The organism is Asticcacaulis sp. DW145, from assembly GCF_037101385.1.
Taxonomy (GTDB): Bacteria; Pseudomonadota; Alphaproteobacteria; order Caulobacterales; family Caulobacteraceae; genus Asticcacaulis; species Asticcacaulis currens.
The window spans coordinates 1,081,250-1,101,041 of the sequence record NZ_AP029025.1; the positions used below are offsets into that span (position 1 = coordinate 1,081,250).

Consider the following 19,792-nt stretch of genomic DNA (forward strand, 5'->3'; position numbering starts at 1 on the left):
CATTGAGGCGGCGGCCAGGGTGGCGCAGCCCGTACCCGGCGAGGGGCAAAACCAAAATCTGGATCGTTGTGTTTCTACCCAAAATCATAATGATTCAGAAACCTATGGGTTGAAAATGACGCTTTTCAGGCGAAGGCGCGAGCGCGTGATGGCGTAACGTAAACCCGCTGTCGTGGTTCGCCTGTGGTTCTTATTTCGCCCGGGCCTGAGCCAGTACCGGCAGGCCCAGCGTCTTGGACGCCATATCGGCGCTGAGGAAGCCCCGGCGCAGAAAGACCCGCAGCAGGCCGGCGCACAGGGCCGTGAAGCCGCCGAACAGGAAGGCGAGGATCAGCACCGGCTTCTGAAGGCTCTTGGCCTTGTCCGGCGGGCGGGCCCGGTTGACGACGCGCACCGTATCCTGCGCCTTTTCGGCGATTTCACGGGCGGCCTGCGTTTCCTGAATACGCTGGGTGAAGCTGGCAATATTGGTTTGCAGGGCGCTGCGCTCGGTCGAGAGGCTGTTATATTCGGCCTCCATACCGACCAGAGACTGAAGCTTGTGCGTCACCTGATCCGCCTGGGCCTGAAGCTGTGCCCGGCGGCCGGAGGTGGCGGCAATTTCAGCCTCCAGATTGAGCTTGTCGGTCAGGAGTTGCTGATAGATCGGGTTGACCCCGATGCGGTGTTCCTTTTCGCCAATGGCGCGGCCCGACGCCTGAAGCGTCTCCAGCGCCTTGATCTGCTCATCGAGGTCACGCACCGCCGGGGCCGCCGGGGTGTAGCGCGTCAGAAGCTCGGCACGCTGCTGTTTCAGCGCCAGCAGTTTCGACGGCACGCTGAGATCCAGTTGCCGCTCGGTGCTCATCTCCGGGGCCTGCTGCCCCAGCCGCGACGTAATGGCCTGAAGACGGGCGCGCGCCGTGGCAATGCCGGCATCGGCGACGTAGATTTCCGACATCACCGTGTCATAGAGCTTGGTATAGGTGGCCTTGGCGGCCTGAAAATCCCCGACCCCATTGCGCAGCAGGAAATCCTCATAGGACTTGTCGGCCTGACGCAGACGGCGGTCGAAGGCGGCCTTCTGGTTTTCCAGCAACGGCGCGGTGACGTCCATAAACACTTCGTGGCGATAGGTCTGATAGAGGTCGATAAAGGTATTGAGGATCAGGGCGGCGGCGCGCGGGTCCTTGTGCGTGAAGCTGAGGCGCACGATATTGCTTTGCGGGGCCGTCTCGGTCTTGAGGCCGCTCAGCGTCTTCATCACCCGCGCATCGGCCTGATCGCGTTCCGTCTCGGTGCGCGGCGCATAGGTCTTGGGGAAGCTGGAATCTATGGCATTATAGCCCAGTTTCTCGATCACCCGGTGCTTAAGCTCGGCGGAGTTGAGGATTTCGACTTCCGACTGCACCACTTCGTCGATCGTGGCAATGGCACCGCGCGCCGCATCCCCGGCGGCGGGCACATAGACGTAGTCCTGACCGAGCTGCATCAGCAGGGAGGCATCGGCGGTGTAGCTTTTTTTGAGCGTCAGCGCAAAGCCCGCACCCACCCCGAAGATGGCGGCGAAGATCAGCAGCATCAACCACCATTCGCGCAGCAAAAGGCGCAGAATATCGTCGGCCTCATAGGCATAGCGGCGGCGCGCAGGGGTACGGGCGGCGCCACGGCGATCCGTGGCTCTCGTGCCCGTTTCTTCGCTGTAAACGCCTTGCGCGCGCACCCGAAACACACCCCTTTACATCACGCCGTTCTTTGTATGGCAAGGAACGCAACGATTCGGAAGCTGAACTTCCATTATTTGTCCGGATAGTCCCTCTGAGGCATTAACCAACCGTTACCCATTTTCAACCATGGTTAAGAAGGACTGAATTTTATGGACGCCGCCATGCTGAGCAAGCGCGCTTTGATGAAGGGAGTGACCGGAATGGGCCTTCTGGCCCTGTGCATCGCCCCGGCGGCGCACGCCGGGCGGGCACCCGAAGCGGCGCCCATTCGCTTTTCGGAATGGACGGACGAAGACCCGCCCTATCTGTTCTATCCGTCGGACAAGCTGGAAATACAGGTGCCGAGTGCGCCGGAACTCAGTCGGACGACGCAGGTCGGTCAGGACGGCCGTATCACCCTGCCGCTGGTCGGACAGGTCATGGCCGCGTTTAAAAGCGTAACGGACCTTCAGACGGAGATTACCGAACTCTATCGCCCCTATCTGCGCCACCCCGAAGTGACCGTCTTCCCCGGAGACACGGGCAATACGCGCGTGCTGGTCGGCGGCGAGGTGCGCAATCCCGGCTGGGTCGAGATGCCGGGCGATTTCGATGCCCTGTCGGCAGCGCTGGCGGCCGGGGGCTTTACCAATGCCGCCAAGTCACAGCAGGTGCTGATCCTGCGGCGCGGTCCGGACGGGAAGATCATGCAGAGGCTGATCGACCTCAAAAGCCCGCTGAACGGCAAGGCTTCGGTGGCCGTGGCCCTGCGCCGTCACGACATCGTCTTTGTGCCCAAGACCCGCATCGCCAAGGCTGGCGTCTGGGTCGAACAGAACATCAACAACATAGTCCCGGCGGGGATTATGAGCTGGCTGCTCTACAGCCAGAACAAGTAAATCAGGCGGCGTAACGCGTGTGGCCCTGATCCAGCCAGCGGCGGGCGGCCTTCTGGGCTTCGGCCACGTCTTCGCGGTCCATTTCCTTCGACAGCTCGCGACGGTAAAGCGTCGCTTCCATTGACCCGCGCATCGAGGCGAGGTTGAACATCATGTGCGCCGAGATCAGATCGACGGGCGCGCCGTTCTGACCGGTCGAATACATCATGCCGAGCTTGAACAGATCGTCGCCGCTCATGTCCGGCGTCGGCAGAGGCAGGGTTTCGTTCGTCATCATCATCGTTTCCGCGCCTTTTGCGCGGCCCCCGAAAGCAAGTGGTCGATGAGCCAACTTTTTCACCGCCAAGTGAAATTAAAGTTAACAGCGATATTTACTGTGAATTTTTTATGTAAAATTTGAATTAACATTAATTTCTCTATTAACAATTGAAATAATAATCGTTACTTTTTTCAAAAAATCAGAGTTAAATTCCATAATATTTTATAAAATAATGGATGTATACATAAATTCGACGCCGAAATCCCGTTAATATTTAAATTCAGACTCAGTGAATCCGCAGGCACAGCTTGATACCCCCCACCGCAAAACGGCCGTGATAACTGCCCGCTCTCGTTCAGTTTCAGTTCAGCCAGCGCGGCGCATAGTCAAGACAATCGGAGAAAATCGTCTCCGTCCATGCCTAGGGCGGTCAAAAAAATCACCGCCATCGAGGAAACCATGACCCACCGGTCCTTTCCGTGCCATCGACTGACCGCCACAGCCCTGAGCGCGGTCATCGCCTTGTCCCTTCCCCTGGTCGCAGCGCCGGCCTCCGCGGGCAGCTATGCGCAGCTTCAGCGCAAACCCGACCAGCGCTCGGAGGCCCCGCCAACGCCTCAGCCGCGCCCGGAGATCAGCGAGCCGCGTGGCGAACGCGGCGGTGACAGAGGGGGTGACAGGGGCGGCGATCGCGGCCCGCGCGGGGGCGACCGCGGTACGGGCGGCGGCTGGAACCGTGGCGATAATGGCAATGCGGGCACCGTCAGGGACGGGGGCTGGAACCGCCAGCCCGGTCAGGACGGGGTCTTTGGCCGCCCGGATCGCACGCCCGGCACCCCAAACAGTGCCACGCCCGGCGGATGGCAGGGGCGTCCCGACCGTAATGACAGCCGTCCCGACGGTCGTCCTGGTAAACGGTCCAATAACGGCGCAGATACCCGGCCGGATAATCGTCCCGACACGCGACCCAATGACCGCCCCGATAACCGTCCCGGTAATGACGGACGCTGGAACGGCGGGCGCAACCCGACGCCCGGCGGCTGGACCGGCAATCGCGACACGGATCATCGCGGGGGTGACTGGGGGCGTAATGACCGCGACTGGGATCGGAATGATCGCAATGATCGTGACCGCAACGGCCGTGACCGTGGCGGCTGGGATCAGCGCGGTTGGGGGCAAGGTGGCTGGGACCATGACGGCGACCGCAACGGCTGGTCTTCGCGCCACAGCTATAACTGGCGCACGCATCGCGATTTCCGTTCCTACACGGGCGTGCGCATAGGCTTCTATTTCGCCCCGCGTTACGGCTATTACCGCGTGCCGAGCGAGTATTACGGCTATCGCTACGATTATGGCGACTACCTGCCGCGCTACTTCTACAGCTATCGCGTCTATGACCCGGACTTCTACTTCCTGCCACCCAAGCCCTATGGCTGCGAATACTATTTCGTCGGCAACGACATTGTTCTGGTCGATCTGCGCACCGGCCGTATCATCGACGTCTTCTACGACGTGTTCTGATAGGGTTGCGGATGCAGGCCAAAACCCCTCCGGTTCTGCCGGAGGGGTTTTTTATGCGGGGCTTATGCGGCGGCTTAGGCCTTCCGTTTCCGGGCTTATCTTTCCGGCACATTTCAGCCCGAAAACCGGCGTTTCCTGACGGGGTGGTACAACCCTTAATGAGGAAACCCAAATGAAACGCGCACTTGTTCTTTCCGTATCCCTCATGGCCGCAGCGACCGCCCTTCCCGCCTCGGCCCAGCTTCTGGGCGGTCAAGGGGGCGTCACCGGCGGCCTGACCGGTCAGGTGGACCGCACGCAGTCCACCGTCGGCGGCAGCCTGGGGGCGCAGGGTCAGGTCGGCGTTGATCCGTCTTCGACGATCGACAGCGCCACGGGCACGGCTCAGGACGCCGCCACCCGCGCCCGCTCCGGCGTCGAAACCACCGCCAACTCGGCCTACAACGCCGCGCACAAGGCCAAGCATAAGGCGCAGGCCACCACGCAGTCGGCTCTCGACACCGCCGCGCAGGCCGCGCCTTCGACCGAGGCCAATGCCAACCTCTCCGGCAATGCCAGTGTCAGCAGCGACGGCGCCTCGGCTCAGGTCGGCGCGCAAAGCGACGCCAAGGTCGAGAAGTAACCTCCCGATTATTCTGATGAAAACGCCTCCAGTCGTGACGCTGGGGGCGTTTTTGCGTCAGGCCTTCGACAGCCCCATCAGCGCCTTCCAGCTAAACTTGCCGCCGCCCAGCGCCCCCTGCTTGAAGGCGCGGGCCCCCAGCCGGATCATCAGCCACGCCATGGCCCCCATGCCGGCCAGCGTCGCCAGAATCTCCCACCACGGCGCGCCACCCAGAACCCGCAGCGGCATCAGGAAGGGCGTAAACAGCGGCAGCCACGAGAGATACCGGATCAGCGGCAGGTCGGGCGACATCAGCGCCGCCTGAAGGCTCATCATCGGGATCATCAGCACCACCACGATCGGCCCCATGATCGCCTGCGCTTCTTTCTGCGTCTCGCAGAAGGAGCCGATGGCGATGAAGGTGATGCCGTACATCAGATAGCCACCGACAAAGAACAGCAGCATGGGCACGATGGTTTCCACCTTGAACACCGCCCCGGCCAGCACGTGCACATTGTTCATCATATCCGGCGGCATAAAGGCCAGTCCGTAGCCCATAATGCCGGCGGCCACCGCGCTCCACAGCCCGGCGACCGTCAGCAGGACCATAAATACGCCCAGCACCTTGCCGACCAGCAGGCTGCTGGCCGGGGCCGAGGTCAGAAGCACCTCCAGCACCCGCGACGACTTCTCTTCGATCACCCCCGACAGCAGGATGACCGAGGACGAGAAGATCGACATCCAGGTGAGGTAACTCAGGACGATCCCGACAAAGTGCGGGCCGTTTTCCCGCAAGGTTTCGGTGAACGAGGCCTTTTCATCCGCCCCCGCGGCGGCAATGGCCGGGGTCAGGCTGCGGATATCGGCCCGCGTCTCGCGCAAGGCGGTGGCCACCTGCGGGTCCACCCCCTTCTGCTTGGCCAGATAGGCCGATTGCAGGGCGTGCAGGTCCCCGCGCAGATAATCCTCCAGCGACTTGCCCTTGGTTTGCGACGACCACAGATCGAAGGCCAGATGCGGTTCAGGTGTCTTTTCGACATAGGCGACGATCACCTGATCGACGCTGCGGGTTTCCGTCTGCATCAGTTGCGACAGGCGTGCCTCGGCGGCCTCGCGCGTCATGTCCGGTGTCAGACCGGCGGGTAAGGCGACCACCTGATAATCGCGGCGACTGGCCATCTGGCGCAGGGCCTGACGCGCCGAAACGCTGGGGGCCGCCTCGTGCAGGGCGGAAACGGCGGGATCGGGACGATCCAGCCGGGCCTGCAAGGACGGGGTCAGGTTCTCGCCGCTGAGGTCGAGTATGGCGACGCGACTGGCCTCTTCGCCGCCGCTGCGGCTCATCAGGATAGGGATAAACACCGACCCCGCCATCAGAACCGGCAGGACCAGCAGGGACAGCCAGAAACCGACCGTCTTGACGAAGGCGAGATATTCGCGGCGCGCAATCAGAAGCGTCTTCATGCCGGTTCTCCGCCATTGGTCAGGACGATAAAGGCGTCGTGCAGGGTCGGCTCATGCGCTTCGAAGCGGCGCACATCCAGCCCGCCGACCAGCACCGTCTTCAGCGCCTCATTGGGTGTCACGCCGGGCAGGAAGCGCAGACGCCAGCGGTGGGTGCCCTCTTCGCCCGCACCGCCGTCGATCACTTCGGACACGCCGGGCAGACCCGTGACCTGCTCACGGTTCAGCACGCCCTCCAGCTCCAGATAGCGCGGTGCGCGTTCGCGCGCCTGACGCAGCGTGCCTTCGAACACCTTGCGCCCCTTGGTCAGCATGACGACGTTTTCGCACAGGCGCTCGGCATGGGCCATGACGTGGGTAGAAAACAGCACGGTCGCGCCCCGCTTCGCCAGATCGCGGATCATGTCCTCCAGCCCCTGCTGATTGACCGGATCGAGCCCGGAAAAGGGTTCATCGAGAATGACCAGCTCCGGATCATGGACCAGACAGCCGATCAGTTGCACCTTTTGCGACATGCCCTTCGACAGGGACTTGATCGGCTTGTACATAAATTCGCCGAGGCCCTGCGCCGTCAGAAGTTCGATGGCCCGCTTGCGCGCCGCCGACGCCTTCATGCCCTTCAGACCGGCCAGAAAGACGATCATGTCCACCGGCGACATCTTGCGATACAGGCCGCGTTCTTCGGGCAGGAAGCCGATGCGGTCGAGCACCTTGGCGCCGTCACCGCCCAGCACGGTGATGGTGCCCGCGCTCGGTTGCGACAAACCCAGCATCATGCGCACGCTCGACGTCTTACCCGCTCCGTTCGGCCCCAGAAAGCCGCAGATCGAGCCGCGCGGCACGCGGAAACTCAGATCCCTCACCGCAGCGAAGTCGCCGTAATATTTGCTCACCCCATCGAGACTTAGGGCATAGTCGGACGCCATACGGTCCCCCTTTTGTTTCAGGGCAATCTCTCACGCGGCGGTCGAGGGCGCAAGGCCAGGCTGGGGATAAGGCGCCTAGGGCGTTGGAAAAGCATAAGACACATTGCGGACACGTCAGGACGGCCTCAGACGCCCGAACATTTCCGTAAACGCGGGATGCGGTGGCATGGGCGTAAACCGGCAAAATCCGCTCAGATTGAGCGTCCTTTTATGACCTCCGTAAAGAAGATAAGCCGCCCCTAAAACAGGCGTTCGGCTTTGCAAGGACCGCAAAATTGAGGAGCCTGCGCGTTGGTGAGAGACTTGGCTCAGAGTTTCAACCCCTACCCCTGAGGATCATCATGACCCGCCTTCTCACCACCGCCGCTACCGCCGCCTTCCTGCTCGTCGCTCCGACGGCCTTCGCGCAGGATATGTCCGGTCAGACGAATGCCATGCCGCAAACCGGCGCGACGCAAGACCCCGCGACGCAAGACCCGATGACGGCCAAAAGCGAAAAGCAGGCCCCGACGGCCAGGCAGGACCGCAAGTCGCAAAACGCCGCAACCGCTGAACTGAACGCTCAGTCCCTGCGCGCCGCTCAGGCCGCTGATGTCTCGACCGAGGCCAGCACCACGACCAGCGCCCCGGCTCCGGACACCAGCGCCACGCCGACGATGGGCGATCCGGCTCAGCCGACGCAACCGGCCACCGATCCGATGCAGGCCCCGGCCAACCCGGCCCCGACGACCAATCAACGTCAGGCGGGCGACCCCAATGCCCCGGTGCCGCCCCTGCCGCAAACCGAAGAGCCGGTCACCAAGGACCAGCCGACCACAAATCAATAACAAAAAAAGCCCCGCCAACCGGCGTAATGCGGTTCACTTAAGAATCATTCAGTAAAATATATGAGCCAGGATGGTGATTCGTTCATCATTCTGGCTTTACTTTCATGCGCGCTCGCATTGGACATCATGTTGATTTAACGGCTCTTTCCCGCTCGGTCGATGTGGGGTGGATCTCGCAGGCCTTAGCGGCGACAGGCAAGGCGAGTGTACGGCGCCGTAAACTTCCTGCGGAGCAGGTGGTGTGGCTGGTGATAGCGCTCGCTCTTTATCGCCATCAGTCGATTGCGGATGTGGCTGCCCATCTTAGCCTTGCTTTGCCCGACGAGGTGAATCCCGATATTGCCAAGAGTGCCCTGACCCAGGCCCGGCAACGCTTGGGTCAAGCCCCTTTGGCGCAGCTCTTTGCCATATGCGCCGCCTGCTGGGACGAGCGGCATCAAAACGGTCGAGCCTGGCGCGGACTTACGCGTTACGCCGTGGATGGAAGCACGTTGCGGACGTCCGACAGCGAGGAGAACCGTGCACATTTTGGCGCTCAAAGCTACACGTCGGGCGTTGTTGCCAGTTATCCGCAGTTACGCCTGCTGACGTTGACGGCCCTTGCTACACATCTGGTGCGCGACGCGGTGTTTGGCGCCTACGATACAAACGAGATGCTCTACGCTAAATCCCTTGTTGACCAGGTGCCGGACCATTCTCTGACAGTCTTCGACAAGGGATTCTTTAGTGCTAGTCTTTTGCTGCGGTTGCAGACGCAAGGCACGCAGCGCCATTGGTTGATCCCGGCCAAAGCAAACTGCGTGTGGGAGCGCCTCGATCAAACCCCGGGTGACTATCGGGTGCGTATGAAGGTGTCACCGCAGGCCCGCCAGGCTGAACCGGGATTACCCGCCTCATGGGAGGCCAGGGCGATCGAGACGACCACGCGACATGGCAAAAAGCGCATCCTGCTGACATCCCTGATGGATACCAAGGCCTATCCGGCCAAGGACATCGTCCATCAGTACGAGGAACGCTGGCGCATCGAAACCAGCTATCGCGAACTCAAGCAGGAGCTTCTTGGCAGTGAACTTACCCTGCGTAGCGGAACCCCCGAAACCGTCTGCCAAGAGGTCTGGGGGGCATTGCTGGCCTACAATCTGGTCCGATTGGAAATGGCCGAAATCGCCGTCGAAGCCGAAGTTCCGCCAACTCAGCTCAGCTTTACCGCCACATTGCATTATCTGCGTCAGGAATGGGGATGGATGGCGATCGAAGCGCCCGGAAAAATCCCAGCACATCTCGTCAGGCTGCGAAACAGACTCGGCGATTTGTTACTCTCAACAAAACGGGGGCGATCATGCCCCCGTGTCGTCAAAACTCTGCCCAGAAAATACGACCAGAGAACTGTATCGGCCCTTAAGTGAACTGCATTACGCCAACCGGCGGGGCTTTTTCCTTGGGAATTAAAGACCCAGCTTGCTTTTCAGAAGATCATTGACCGCCGCCGGATTGGCCTTGCCGCCCGTGGCCTTCATGACCTGACCGACGAACCAGCCGATGGCCTGCGGCTTTTCCTTCGCCGCCTCGGCCTTGTCGGGGTTGGCGGCGATGATTTCGTCAATGGCCTTCTCAATCGCGCCGGTATCCGTCACCTGCTTGAGACCGTGTGTTTCGACGATCTCGGCCGGGGTGATGCTGCCCTTGCCTTCCCACATGTGCTCGAACACCGTCTTGGCGATCTTCGAGGAAATGACATGGGTTTCGATCAGTTCGACCAGCCCGGCAATGTGCGCCGGCGGCAGCGGGCTCTGTTCAATCTCCAGCCCGTCCTTGGTCAGACGCGCCAGAAGCTCGTTGGTCACCCAGTTGGCGACCAGCTTGGCGTCACGGCCTTTCGCCGCGGCCTCGTAATAGTCGGCGCGCGCCTGCTCGGTGACCAGCACGGTAGCGTCGTACTGGCTGAGGCCATATTGCGTCATCAGACGCTGACGCTTCTCGTCCGGCAGTTCCGGCAGGGACTTCTTAATGTCTTCGATCCAGGCCAGCTCCAGCTCCAACGGCAGCAGGTCGGGATCGGGGAAGTAGCGATAATCGTGCGCCTCTTCCTTGGAACGCAGCGAGCGCGTCTCGACCTTCACCGAGTCAAACAGGCGGGTTTCCTGCGTGATGGTGCCGCCGTCTTCGATAATTTCGATCTGACGCCGTGCTTCGTATTCAATCGCCTGCTGCATGAAGCGGAACGAGTTGACGTTCTTGATTTCGCAGCGCGTGCCAAACTCCGCGCCGGGCTTACGCACCGAAACGTTGACGTCGGCGCGCATATTGCCCTTTTCCATGTCGCCATCGGACGTGCCGAGATAGACGAGGATGGTGCGGATCTTCTTGAAATAGGCCACGGCCTCTTCGGCCGAGCGTATATCCGGCTTGGAGACGATCTCCATCAGCGCCGTGCCCGCCCGGTTCAGATCGACATAGGTGTTGTTGGGATCGATGTCGTGGATCGACTTGCCCGCATCCTGTTCCAGATGCAGACGTTCGATCCGCACCGTCTTCTGCGTGCCGTCCGACAGGTCGATCAGCACCTCGCCCTCACCTACGATGGGGTAAAAGAGCTGCGAAATCTGATAGCCCTGCGGCAGGTCGGGATAGAAGTAGTTTTTGCGGTCAAAGCGCGAATGCGGGTTGATCTGCGCCTTCAGGCCCAGACCCGTCTTCACCGCCTGCTCGACGCAAAAGCGGTTCAGGACCGGCAACATGCCGGGGAAGCCCGCGTCCACAAGGCTCACCTGTTCGTTGGGGCCAGCACCGAAGCCTACGGCGGCACCCGAAAACAGTTTGGAGGTCGAGGCGACCTGAGCGTGAATCTCAAGGCCGATAACGAGTTCCCACGGGCCGGTGCGGCCCTGGATATATCTGGAGGCAGAGTCGGTCATTCTTTCCCTATAGCGAGATGGGCTTTCACAGGGAAGAGGCAGACGCCTCGAAATAGCGCAATACCTGCGGATCGACGCTGATCAGCTTTACGCCTTCATACAGGGCCTGCGCCACCAACAGGCGGTCAAACGGGTCTTTGTGGATAGGCGGCAGGGTATCGACCATCACCGTATGGGCGCTCACGATCGGCAGTTCGACATAACCATTATCCAGAAGCCCGCGCCGCAACAGACGCGGATCGGCCTGAAAATCATCGCGCCCCAGCCCACGCTTGATAGCGACCTCCCACAGGCTGGCGGCGCTGAACAGCAGCGTGTTTTCCGGGTCTTCGAGTGGGCGCCTTATCTCTGGCGGCAGTTTTTCCGGCTCCCCCGCCGCCCACAGCAGAATATGGGTATCGAGCAGCAGTTTCATGCGCCACCGAACAGGCGCGCGACCTCCTCTTCGCCCAGGCGGTCAAAATCGTACGGCGTGCGGATATGACCGCTCAGGAACCCCAGACGGCGCACCTGCGCCCGATCAGGCGCGTCAATGGCGCTCACGCGCGCCACCGGCTTGCCTGCCTTGGCGATGATGAAGCTTTCGCCTTTGGCTGCCTGTTCCACCAGCCGCGACAGGTGGGTTTTGGCCTCGTGTATATTGACCGTGGTCATAGCCACCTCGCTAAACTAAGTCAGATTAGTCTAGTTTAATCTGGCCGCAATATCAAGATGCGGATGACGGCGGCGGCACGTAGAGGCGGATCGTCGTCCCGCTGCCCGGAGCCGACACGATGTCGATGCGGCCACCGATCATCTGGGCGCGGCGGCGCAGGTGGCTCAAGCCTCGCCCGGCCGAGGCGCGCTCATCGGTGGCAAAGCCCACCCCGTCGTCGCTGAGCGTCAGGATCAGCCCGCCCGGCTGGTCCGGGTCGGCGCGCAGGCTGAGGTCGATGGTTTTCGGCTGCGCGTGTTTGAGCGCATTGGTAACCCCTTCCTGCAAAATGCGGTAAATATTGAGAATTTCGTTTGGCCGATACCCGCGCGGCTCCACATCCAGCGCATTGCGCCAGTTCAGTTCCACCCCCACCACCTGAAGGCGCGGGCGCATCCGTTCGCGGAAGATGGCCAGCCCGACCTCCAGCGAATCCCCCATCGAATCCATCGAGTCGATGATCAGGCGCAGATCATCGACGGCGGCCTGAATATTGACCCGCATCGTCTCCGCCGGCACCGCCCCCAGCTTGAGCTGCATCAGCAGGCTGACCAGATGCCCGCCGACCCCGTCGTGCATGTCGCGGATGAGGCGCTGGCGCTCGGCATTGACGGCGTTGAGCTGTTCCTGCTCCTGAAGTTTAATATAGGACTCGCGGATTTCGGCCTCGCGATCCTGTACCTGCCGCGCCAGATCGGCGCGCTGTTCCTCCGCCGTGCGGTATAGCTCAAACCCGCGCGTCACCAGGTCGATGGCCACCCCGGCGATGATCACGAAGGGGAAGTAGAGGCCCGCCGTCAGCGGTCGCGGCAAGCCAAACAGACCGTGATAGAGATCATAAAGGGTCGTCACCAGCCCGATCGACAGAAAGGGAAAGGAGCGCAACAGCAGTTGCGGCTGCGACTGCGCCAGTTTCCACATGCGATGCAGGAAATAGCCTGAGCACACCAAAATCAGCGTCGTCTCGGTCACGGTCGGCAGCCAGCTCTGCTGCGTCACCCACCCGGTGAGCAGGGCCGCGATGTCGGCGGACATCACACCAACGATGATCGGCGTGTGACGATCGGGGGCCAGAGTCCAGTTTTTGAGGAAATAGGCCGTCGCCCCGATGGTGAGGCCGGATACAATCGACAAAAGCGTATCGTGCAGGCTATCTTCCAGCACATCGCCGTGCCACATGAAGCTGGCCCCGCGTATGGCCAAAGCCGCCATGAACAGGGTAACGCTGAGGAACAGGCGGTTATAGCCGCTGATGGGCAGCAGGGCCGCGGCGATCATGCTCAGCAGGGTGGCCGCAATCACCGTGATCAGCGGCATACCGATAGCCGTCGTCAACCGATGATCCTCAATGCGGCGCAGATCGGTCTGCGGCCCGAACAGCGCGCCCTTCATGTGCGGCCGACAGCCATTGGCGACGGCCACAATGTCGAAACGGTTTTCGCCGGGGCGCAGCGTATCGGGCGTCAGGCTGAACAGTTGCGGCCGCATACCGTCGTGGCTGGACGGAAAGCCGAACTGCCCGCGCGGCGCTGTCAGCAGGCGGCCATTGAGGTAAACGGTGTAATTGTCCTTGATCATCGGCAGGTACAGGGCTTCGAAGCCCCGGCCCGGTTGCGGCGTGACCAAAAACGAAAACTGCTGCGCTGGGAAACGGGCACCGCGCACGCAGATATTCGCGAAATCGTCCGGCATGGGCGTCCGGCCCGCCGACAACAGGGTCATGGTGCTGAGCGGAAAAGCCTGCGGCGTCAGACCGTCCAAAGGCCGGGTATAGACGGCCTTGACGCGATAGGCATCGACCTTTTCCGGCGGCAGGGGCGTGCGGGCGAAGGCGAACAGCACGCCCCAGAAAACGATCTGAGCCAGCAGCGCCCAGAACAGGGCGCGACTCAGGCTGGTCCAGGGCTCAGAGGTCGGAAGGCGAAACATGCCGCACCATAACCGCAGGAGTGCAATCCCCACAAGCGGCGTGCGGCTTTACAGGCGGATCAGGCCACTGCGCACGGCTTCAAACACGGCTTCGGAGCGCGAATTGACCGCCAGCTTGCGATAGATGGCCTTGACGTGCGTGCCGACCGTATGGTGCGAAATGTCGAGCACCCCTGCGGCTTCCTTATAGCTCAGCCCCTTGGCCAGCAGCGACAGAAGCTCGATTTCGCGCGGTGTGATGCCGGGCGCATCCTCGGCCAGTTCGGGCCCGGCCGTCAGGGCCAGCGAGGCGTCTTTGCGGATATGGCGCAGCAGATAGGCCGCCACCGGGGCGGAAATCGGCGACCCGCCGTTCAGGGTGTGGCGGATGCTGCCGATCAGTTCGCTTTCGGCGCTGTCTTTAAGGACATAGCCGTCCGCCCCCGCCGTCAGGGCCGAAATGACAGAGGTTTCATCACCAAACACCGTCAGTATAAGGATGCGGGTCGGCAGGTCGCGCTGCCGCGCCGCCTTGATGATCTCAAGGCCGCTGCCGTCGCTCAGGCCCAGATCCAGCACGATCAGATCCGGGGCCGTATCCAGAAGGCCCAGCCCCTCCGACACGCTCCCCGCCTCCCCCGTCAGGCGCATGTCCGGCGCCGCCTCGATGAGAGTGGCGATATGACGGCGGACGAAGGGATCGTCCTCGATAAGGACCAGACGGGACTCGGACATGTAAACGCAACGTACCTGCGGGTTTAGGAATTACCTTGGTATCCGGTGTAACATGGGCGTCCCGGGCCGACAATCGGGGTCACGGGTTTATGGGGGGCCCTCCCATATAGGCGGTATAGCCACCGACAATTGTCTGTGTTTCTCTGGTGGACTGTGGCCCCTCCGGAAGAAGGTCCACGGCGCGCTCTTACAGATCGCGTTCGAGTTATTCTCGTTTCAATTTGCCCCTTATTCTTAAGTGGGCCGGTGTCCCCGCCGGCCCCTTTTTTTGTCTTTCCGCCAGAACGCAAAAACGCCCGGCGCAGGGCCGGGCGTTTGCCTGTAACCGAAACCCGTCCGCTTAGCGGCGGCGCGGCGTCCACAACACGACGCGACCGTTACGGTGCGTATAATAGGTGCTGTAGTAAGGACGCTGCGTATAGTAGGCCACCGTATAGCCCTTGGGGGCGGGCGGCGGCGCGTATTCACGGCCGGCGAAAACGAAATACTGGTCGTTCAGGCACTTTTCGATCTTGTTTTCCTTCACTTCTTCGCCGACCTGATTGCCGATGGCGCCACCAACGACGGCGCCCAGCACCGTGCCTTCGGTCTTATTGCCCTTACCGGCGACCACATTGCCGAGCGCGGCCCCGGCCACGGCCCCGATGACCGTGCCCTTGGTCTTGGTGTTTTGCTGCTTGTGATAGCAGAAACCGTCATAGTTTTGCGCAGCGGCCGGCAGGGCCATGCCCAGGGCCAGAGCGGCGGCGAAACCCCCGGCGATCAGTTTTGCGGACGTAGAGATCATGACATACTCCCTTGCATGAACAGGTTGTGGCTCCACACTGACACCGCCCGCCTGAACCGGGACTGAACGGTATCGTTCAGGTGCGTTCAAAAACTTCCCGGAATATCGAACAAAGCTGTGACGCAATTACGTCAGAAATCAGGGGTGGGGCCAAACAAAAAACCCGGCGCACAGGGCACCGGGTTCTTTTGCACAGGAAATAAATGGCTATCAACGGCGATAGCGATAATCCTCGCCGTCGCGCTTGACCCAGTACGAACTGTAATAGGGGCGCTGGGTGAAATAGGCGATGCGATAGCCGTCGGGGGGTGACGGCGGCTCGTAATAACCGCGGTCATAGACGTAATAACGGCTATTGAGGCAATTGGCCGAGGCGGTTTCCTTTTCATTGTTCTTCTTGGCGACCTGATTGCCGATGACCCCACCTACAACGGCCCCCAGAATCGTGCCTTCGGTCTTGTTGCCCTTACCGGCCACGACATTGCCGAGCACGCCCCCGGCGGCGGCCCCGATCACCGTGCCCTTGGTGCGGGCCGAACTGCCCTTCTGATAGCACCAGCCGTCATAGCTCTGAGCGGCGGCCGGCAAGGCCAGCCCCAGGGTGGCCGCGCTGAGCAATGCGCCACAGGTGAATTTAAGCGATCTGTTCATCATGCACCTCACTTTCTGACCGGAGGGTCGCGCGGGTCGGCTAAGGTTTCGATGCGCGGCCGCGTCAGCCCGATAAGAAAGCCGACAAAGAAAACCTGACGTAAGGGCATGGCCAAAAAGCCATAGTTGGTATCAATGTTACATGTCCGTCACGCATCCGTTGCAAAAGCGACATGCTGTGCTAGCGTTAACCCGACTCCGGGGGAACACGGGGCTACAGGGAATTAACGTAGGGGAAGGGGCAAGATATTGCTCCGAGGACCGTCATGCACCCAATGAAACCGCGCACCACGCGCCACCTGTCCGCCCGTCTGGGCGGCATCTCTCTGCTGGCTCTGGCCGCTCTTACCGGCGTGGCTCACGCCGAAGACGCGCCGCCCAAAGCCGAGGACAGCGCCACGACCGAAGTCGTCGTGACCGCTTCGCGTCGTCTTGAAAAGGCCAGAGACGTGCCCGTCGCCGTCTCCTCCCTGTCGGGCACCAAGCTCGACGTCATCAATTCGTCGGGCCTCGACATCCGCGTTCTGGCGTCGCGCACCCCGTCGCTGAACGTCGAATCGTCGTTTGGCCGTACCTTCCCGCGTTTCTACATCCGCGGTCTCGGCAATACCGACTTCGATCCCAACGCCTCTCAGCCCGTGTCGGTCGTCTATGACGACGTGGCGCTGGAAAACCCGATGCTGAAGTCCTTCCCGATCTTCGATCTGGCCAATGTCGAAGTGCTGCGCGGCCCGCAGGGCACCCTGTTCGGCCGCAACACGCCGTCGGGCGTCGTCAAGCTGACCTCGGCCAAGCCGTCGGAGGTGTTTGGCGGTTATTACAGCGTCGCCGCCGGTAATCTCGGCACGGTCAATGCCGAAGGCGCGGTCACGGGCTCGCTGGGCAATGGCTTCTCCGGTCGTCTGTCGGGCATCGTACAGCGCCGCGACGACTGGGTCACCAACCTCTATAACGGCAAGAAGCTGGAAGGTTACGAAGACTATGCTCTGCGTGGTCAGCTGCGTTACGTCAGCGGCAATTTCGAAGCCCTGCTCAATGTCCACGGCCGTAAGCTGGACGGCACGCCGCGTCTGTTCCGCGCCAGCGCTATCAAGCCGGGCACCAACGACTTCAATACCGGCTTTGATATCAAGAAGGTCCGCCTCGACAGCCCCTTCATCAGCCAGTCGCTCGATTCGATCGGCTCCAGCCTGCAACTGAGCTACACCTTCGACGGTCTGGGCACGCTGCACTCGATCACCGCCTATGAGCGCGCCAAGACCGAAAGCTCGGGCGATATCGACGGTGGCGTCTCGACCATCGTTGCCCCGACGCTCTACGGCACCTTCTTCCCGGTCGCTACCGGCGGCACGACGGAGCCGGAAGAGTTCTCGCAGGAGCTGCGTTTCGAAACCGCGCAGTTCGGTCAATGGCGCGGTCAGTTCGGCCTCTACTACTTCGACCAGATTCTGAAGTATAACGAGCTGGACTACCTCAATAATGGCGACGTGCGCCACAAGAACCACGGCACCAGCTTCGCCGTCTTCGGTTCGGCCGAATATAAGGCCACCGACGCCCTGACCCTGCGCGCCGGCCTGCGCTACACCTCGGACGAAAAGAAGGACATCGTCTGGGGCCGCGCGGTCTTCCCCGGCACCACCCTGCCCGTCACCACCAAGGTCGATGGCGACAATGTTTCCGGCGACCTCAGTGCCACCTACGTCATTTCACCGAACCTCAACTGGTACGCCCGCTTCGCCACCGGCTATCTGGCCCCGGCGATTCAGGATCGTGTGAATTTCGGCGGCGTGCCGACCACGGCCGGTGAGCAGACCACGACCTCCTATGAAACCGGCTTCAAAGGCTATGCCTTCGACAAGATGCTGCGTTACGACCTGTCGGCCTACTATTTCAAGACCAAGGACCTTCAGATCACGGCGGTCGGCGGCGCGGTCAATTCGGCCAAGCTGATCAATGCCAAGGAAGCCATCGGCAAAGGCTTCGAAGCCGACCTGTCGCTCAAGCCGACCGACAACCTGCTGCTGACGGCCAGCGCCAGCTATAACGGCACCGAAATCCAGGACCCGGTCACCGCCGTGGCCACCTGCGGGTCGGGCCTGTGTACGCCTCTGGACCGCACCTATGTGTCGGGTGGCACGCGCTATGCCTATATCGACGGCAACCCCCTGCCCCAGGCACCGGAATGGGTGGCCAACCTGACGGCCCAGTACGTCTGGCCTATGGGCGACGGCAGCCGCTTCTTCGTCTACGGCGACGTGGCCTACCGCTCGAAGATCAACTTCTTCCTGTATGAGGCCACCGAGTTCACCGGCAAGGCCTTCACCCAGACAGGTCTGCGCGGCGGTTACGTCACCAAGGGGGGGCTGGAAATCGCCGCCTATGTGCGCAACCTCGAAGACAATATCGTGGCTGAAAGCGGCATCGACTTCAACAACCTGACGGTCATGGTGTCGGAACCCCGCACCTATGGTCTCTCGCTGAAGAAGGCGTTCTAAGGCGTTGTGAATAAACGAGAAAAGGCCGGTGTTCGCACCGGCCTTTTTTAATGGTCTGCCCCTCGGCCTAACCGCCGTGCGGCACGTAGGCCTGAAACTCCAGTTCGACCTCCGCTCCATAGGCCAGATCGCTGACGCCAAAGGCGGTCCGCACCGGCAGACGGGTCGGATGGAAATAGGGCTTATACAGACGGTTGAAGGCGCTCCAGTTGGCCATGTCCTTCATCATCACCGTCGTCTTGAACACGTGCTCCAGCCCCAGCCCGTAACGACGCAGTATGGCTTGCGAATTGGACATGATCTGACGCACCTGTGGCTCAAAGCCGTCCACCAGCCGCCCCTGCCCATCCAGACCGATCATGGCCGACAGGTACAGGACGCCGCCGACCTGAACGGCCTCGGAAAAGGGTGAACGCGGATGCGGGTGCATATAGTAGGTGACGCCGTCCGCATGGACCGGCTTCACAGGGATTTCGGGCAGGCTCATCGCTAAACTCCGGTAATACCCGGCAATGAGGTGCCGGGACGGTTATGGAGGGCGATTTTGATGATCCGTGAGGCGGCTGACAAGCCCCGCACCGACTTTTGATGTGCCTCTTTTACGTTGCCGCAGGGGCAAAAATAAAACGCCCTGCCGGGACTGGACAGGGCGTCGATCCGAAAAAAGAGATAATCGAAATGCTCACATCATAGATAGGGTTGCAGAGTGATCCCCGCGCCGTATCGCCGCCTCCGTAGCCCAAAATAGCTAAGGGGACAACCTAAATTTCACAGTTTCCACCTATTTGTGCAATTTCAGCAGCCGCACGCTGTCACGCGTCGAGGTAACCATACAGGATGGCCCGCGTAATGCGCCGATACTGCCCCGTCAGATGCTCCAGAGGCAGGAGTGGATAGACCGCGTTAACGCCGCGCGCCGCATCCGCCAGCATCTGCGCCAGTTCGGCGGCGCTGTAATCGCCCTTGAGGCGCAGCGCCCCCGCCTGCGTCAGGGTGTCGATAAAGGCGGCCAGATCGCTCTGAAACACCGTCGCCAGTTCGATCATGATATCGGTACAGATGCGAAAGACGGTCCCCTTGATTTCGAGGGCATGCGGCGACGGCTGGATCAGCCGCCAGGTATCTCCGTAACGGATATCGATCAGGGCGGTAAACACGTCGAGCACCTCTGCCCCCGCCGCCTGCTCGCGTCGCGCCACCTCAAAAGCCCGGTGCATCAGCTCAAGATTATGCTGACGGAACATGGCCCGAAAGGCCGCGTCCTTGTTTTCAAAGTAGTTATACAGCGTGCGGCGGGTAAAGCCGCAGGCCTCGGCCAGGGCTTCCATGGTCAGTTTCTGGAAGCCCCGGCTGAGGAAAGCGGTTTGCACGCGGTTGAGAAGCTCGGGCCCTGGGGTCATCACCGGAGGTAGCGCTTTCGAA

Annotated in this window: 19 protein-coding genes; 6 read left to right on the forward strand and 13 right to left on the reverse strand. The window is 61.4% G+C overall.

Annotated features, from left to right (window positions below; translation table 11 throughout):
• Positions 1-190 precede the first annotated feature (190 nt).
• Positions 191-1,702 carry a Wzz/FepE/Etk N-terminal domain-containing protein gene (locus tag AACH73_RS16180; RefSeq protein WP_338735867.1) on the reverse strand — a complete coding sequence of 504 codons (1,512 nt, stop codon included), beginning with the start codon at positions 1,700-1,702 and terminating at the stop codon, positions 191-193.
• Between the two features lie 153 nt (positions 1,703-1,855).
• On the opposite strand from AACH73_RS16180, the gene AACH73_RS16185 reads away from it, so the two are divergent.
• Positions 1,856-2,584 carry a polysaccharide biosynthesis/export family protein gene (locus AACH73_RS16185; RefSeq protein ID WP_272741880.1) on the forward strand — a complete coding sequence of 243 codons (729 nt, stop codon included), beginning with the start codon at positions 1,856-1,858 and terminating at the stop codon, positions 2,582-2,584.
• A gap of 1 nt (position 2,585) precedes the next feature.
• Here AACH73_RS16185 and AACH73_RS16190 read toward each other — a convergent pair whose 3' ends face one another.
• Complete coding sequence (locus AACH73_RS16190; RefSeq protein ID WP_272741879.1) at positions 2,586-2,864, reverse strand: sel1 repeat family protein; 279 nt, start codon at positions 2,862-2,864, stop codon at positions 2,586-2,588.
• Between the two features lie 438 nt (positions 2,865-3,302).
• Between AACH73_RS16190 and AACH73_RS16195 the strand changes: the two genes are divergently transcribed.
• Both AACH73_RS16195 and AACH73_RS16200 read left to right on the forward strand, forming a co-directional pair.
• Complete coding sequence (locus AACH73_RS16195) at positions 3,303-4,364, forward strand: RcnB family protein (RefSeq protein WP_338735868.1); 1,062 nt, start codon at positions 3,303-3,305, stop codon at positions 4,362-4,364.
• 172 nt (positions 4,365-4,536) lie between these two features.
• Entirely contained in the window at positions 4,537-4,986 is a 450-nt protein-coding gene (locus AACH73_RS16200; RefSeq protein WP_272741877.1) for a hypothetical protein, read from the forward strand.
• 57 nt (positions 4,987-5,043) lie between these two features.
• Here AACH73_RS16200 and AACH73_RS16205 read toward each other — a convergent pair whose 3' ends face one another.
• Together AACH73_RS16205 and AACH73_RS16210 are read right to left on the reverse strand one after the other, a co-directional pair.
• On the reverse strand, positions 5,044-6,432 hold the full coding sequence (locus AACH73_RS16205; RefSeq protein ID WP_338735869.1) for an ABC transporter permease: 1,389 nt from the start codon (positions 6,430-6,432) through the stop codon (positions 5,044-5,046).
• A complete protein-coding gene (locus tag AACH73_RS16210; protein WP_338735870.1) occupies positions 6,429-7,358 on the reverse strand; it encodes an ATP-binding cassette domain-containing protein in 930 nt (309 codons plus the stop codon). The genes AACH73_RS16205 and AACH73_RS16210 overlap by 4 nt, the downstream gene beginning before the upstream one ends.
• Positions 7,359-7,699: 341 nt before the next feature.
• On the opposite strand from AACH73_RS16210, the gene AACH73_RS16215 reads away from it, so the two are divergent.
• Together AACH73_RS16215 and AACH73_RS16220 are read left to right on the forward strand one after the other, a co-directional pair.
• Positions 7,700-8,185, forward strand: coding sequence for a hypothetical protein (locus tag AACH73_RS16215; protein ID WP_338735871.1), 486 nt, complete (start codon positions 7,700-7,702; stop codon positions 8,183-8,185).
• 104 nt (positions 8,186-8,289) lie between these two features.
• Positions 8,290-9,591 (forward strand): IS4 family transposase, encoded by a 1,302-nt coding sequence (locus tag AACH73_RS16220; protein WP_338735271.1) that lies wholly within the window; start codon positions 8,290-8,292, stop codon positions 9,589-9,591.
• A 39-nt stretch (positions 9,592-9,630) separates the two neighbouring features.
• Here the strand turns inward: AACH73_RS16220 and gatB are convergent, their stop codons facing one another.
• The 7 genes from gatB to AACH73_RS16255 form a co-directional block, all read right to left on the reverse strand.
• A complete protein-coding gene (gene gatB / locus AACH73_RS16225; protein ID WP_338735872.1) occupies positions 9,631-11,100 on the reverse strand; it encodes an Asp-tRNA(Asn)/Glu-tRNA(Gln) amidotransferase subunit GatB in 1,470 nt (489 codons plus the stop codon).
• A gap of 25 nt (positions 11,101-11,125) precedes the next feature.
• A complete protein-coding gene (locus AACH73_RS16230) occupies positions 11,126-11,515 on the reverse strand; it encodes a type II toxin-antitoxin system VapC family toxin (RefSeq protein ID WP_338735873.1) in 390 nt (129 codons plus the stop codon).
• Complete coding sequence (locus tag AACH73_RS16235; protein ID WP_338735874.1) at positions 11,512-11,754, reverse strand: type II toxin-antitoxin system prevent-host-death family antitoxin; 243 nt, start codon at positions 11,752-11,754, stop codon at positions 11,512-11,514. Before AACH73_RS16235 ends, AACH73_RS16230 begins: the two co-directional genes overlap by 4 nt.
• 52 nt (positions 11,755-11,806) lie before the next feature.
• Positions 11,807-13,723: an ATP-binding protein gene (locus AACH73_RS16240; protein ID WP_338735875.1), complete on the reverse strand. Its 1,917-nt coding sequence runs from the start codon at positions 13,721-13,723 to the stop codon at positions 11,807-11,809.
• A 48-nt stretch (positions 13,724-13,771) separates the two neighbouring features.
• The gene (locus tag AACH73_RS16245; protein ID WP_338735876.1) at positions 13,772-14,437 is read right to left on the reverse strand and encodes a response regulator transcription factor; all 666 of its coding nucleotides are present in this window, start codon (positions 14,435-14,437) and stop codon (positions 13,772-13,774) included.
• 340 nt (positions 14,438-14,777) lie between these two features.
• On the reverse strand, positions 14,778-15,224 hold the full coding sequence (locus AACH73_RS16250; protein WP_338735877.1) for a glycine zipper 2TM domain-containing protein: 447 nt from the start codon (positions 15,222-15,224) through the stop codon (positions 14,778-14,780).
• A gap of 210 nt (positions 15,225-15,434) precedes the next feature.
• Positions 15,435-15,878: a glycine zipper 2TM domain-containing protein gene (locus AACH73_RS16255; protein ID WP_338735878.1), complete on the reverse strand. Its 444-nt coding sequence runs from the start codon at positions 15,876-15,878 to the stop codon at positions 15,435-15,437.
• A gap of 263 nt (positions 15,879-16,141) precedes the next feature.
• Between AACH73_RS16255 and AACH73_RS16260 the strand changes: the two genes are divergently transcribed.
• Positions 16,142-18,370 (forward strand): TonB-dependent receptor, encoded by a 2,229-nt coding sequence (locus AACH73_RS16260; RefSeq protein ID WP_338735879.1) that lies wholly within the window; start codon positions 16,142-16,144, stop codon positions 18,368-18,370.
• Between the two features lie 67 nt (positions 18,371-18,437).
• Here AACH73_RS16260 and AACH73_RS16265 read toward each other — a convergent pair whose 3' ends face one another.
• A complete protein-coding gene (locus AACH73_RS16265) occupies positions 18,438-18,857 on the reverse strand; it encodes a RidA family protein (protein WP_272741867.1) in 420 nt (139 codons plus the stop codon).
• Positions 18,858-19,182: 325 nt separating this feature from the next.
• A complete protein-coding gene (locus tag AACH73_RS16270) occupies positions 19,183-19,770 on the reverse strand; it encodes a helix-turn-helix domain-containing protein (protein ID WP_338735880.1) in 588 nt (195 codons plus the stop codon).
• Positions 19,771-19,792 lie beyond the last annotated feature (22 nt).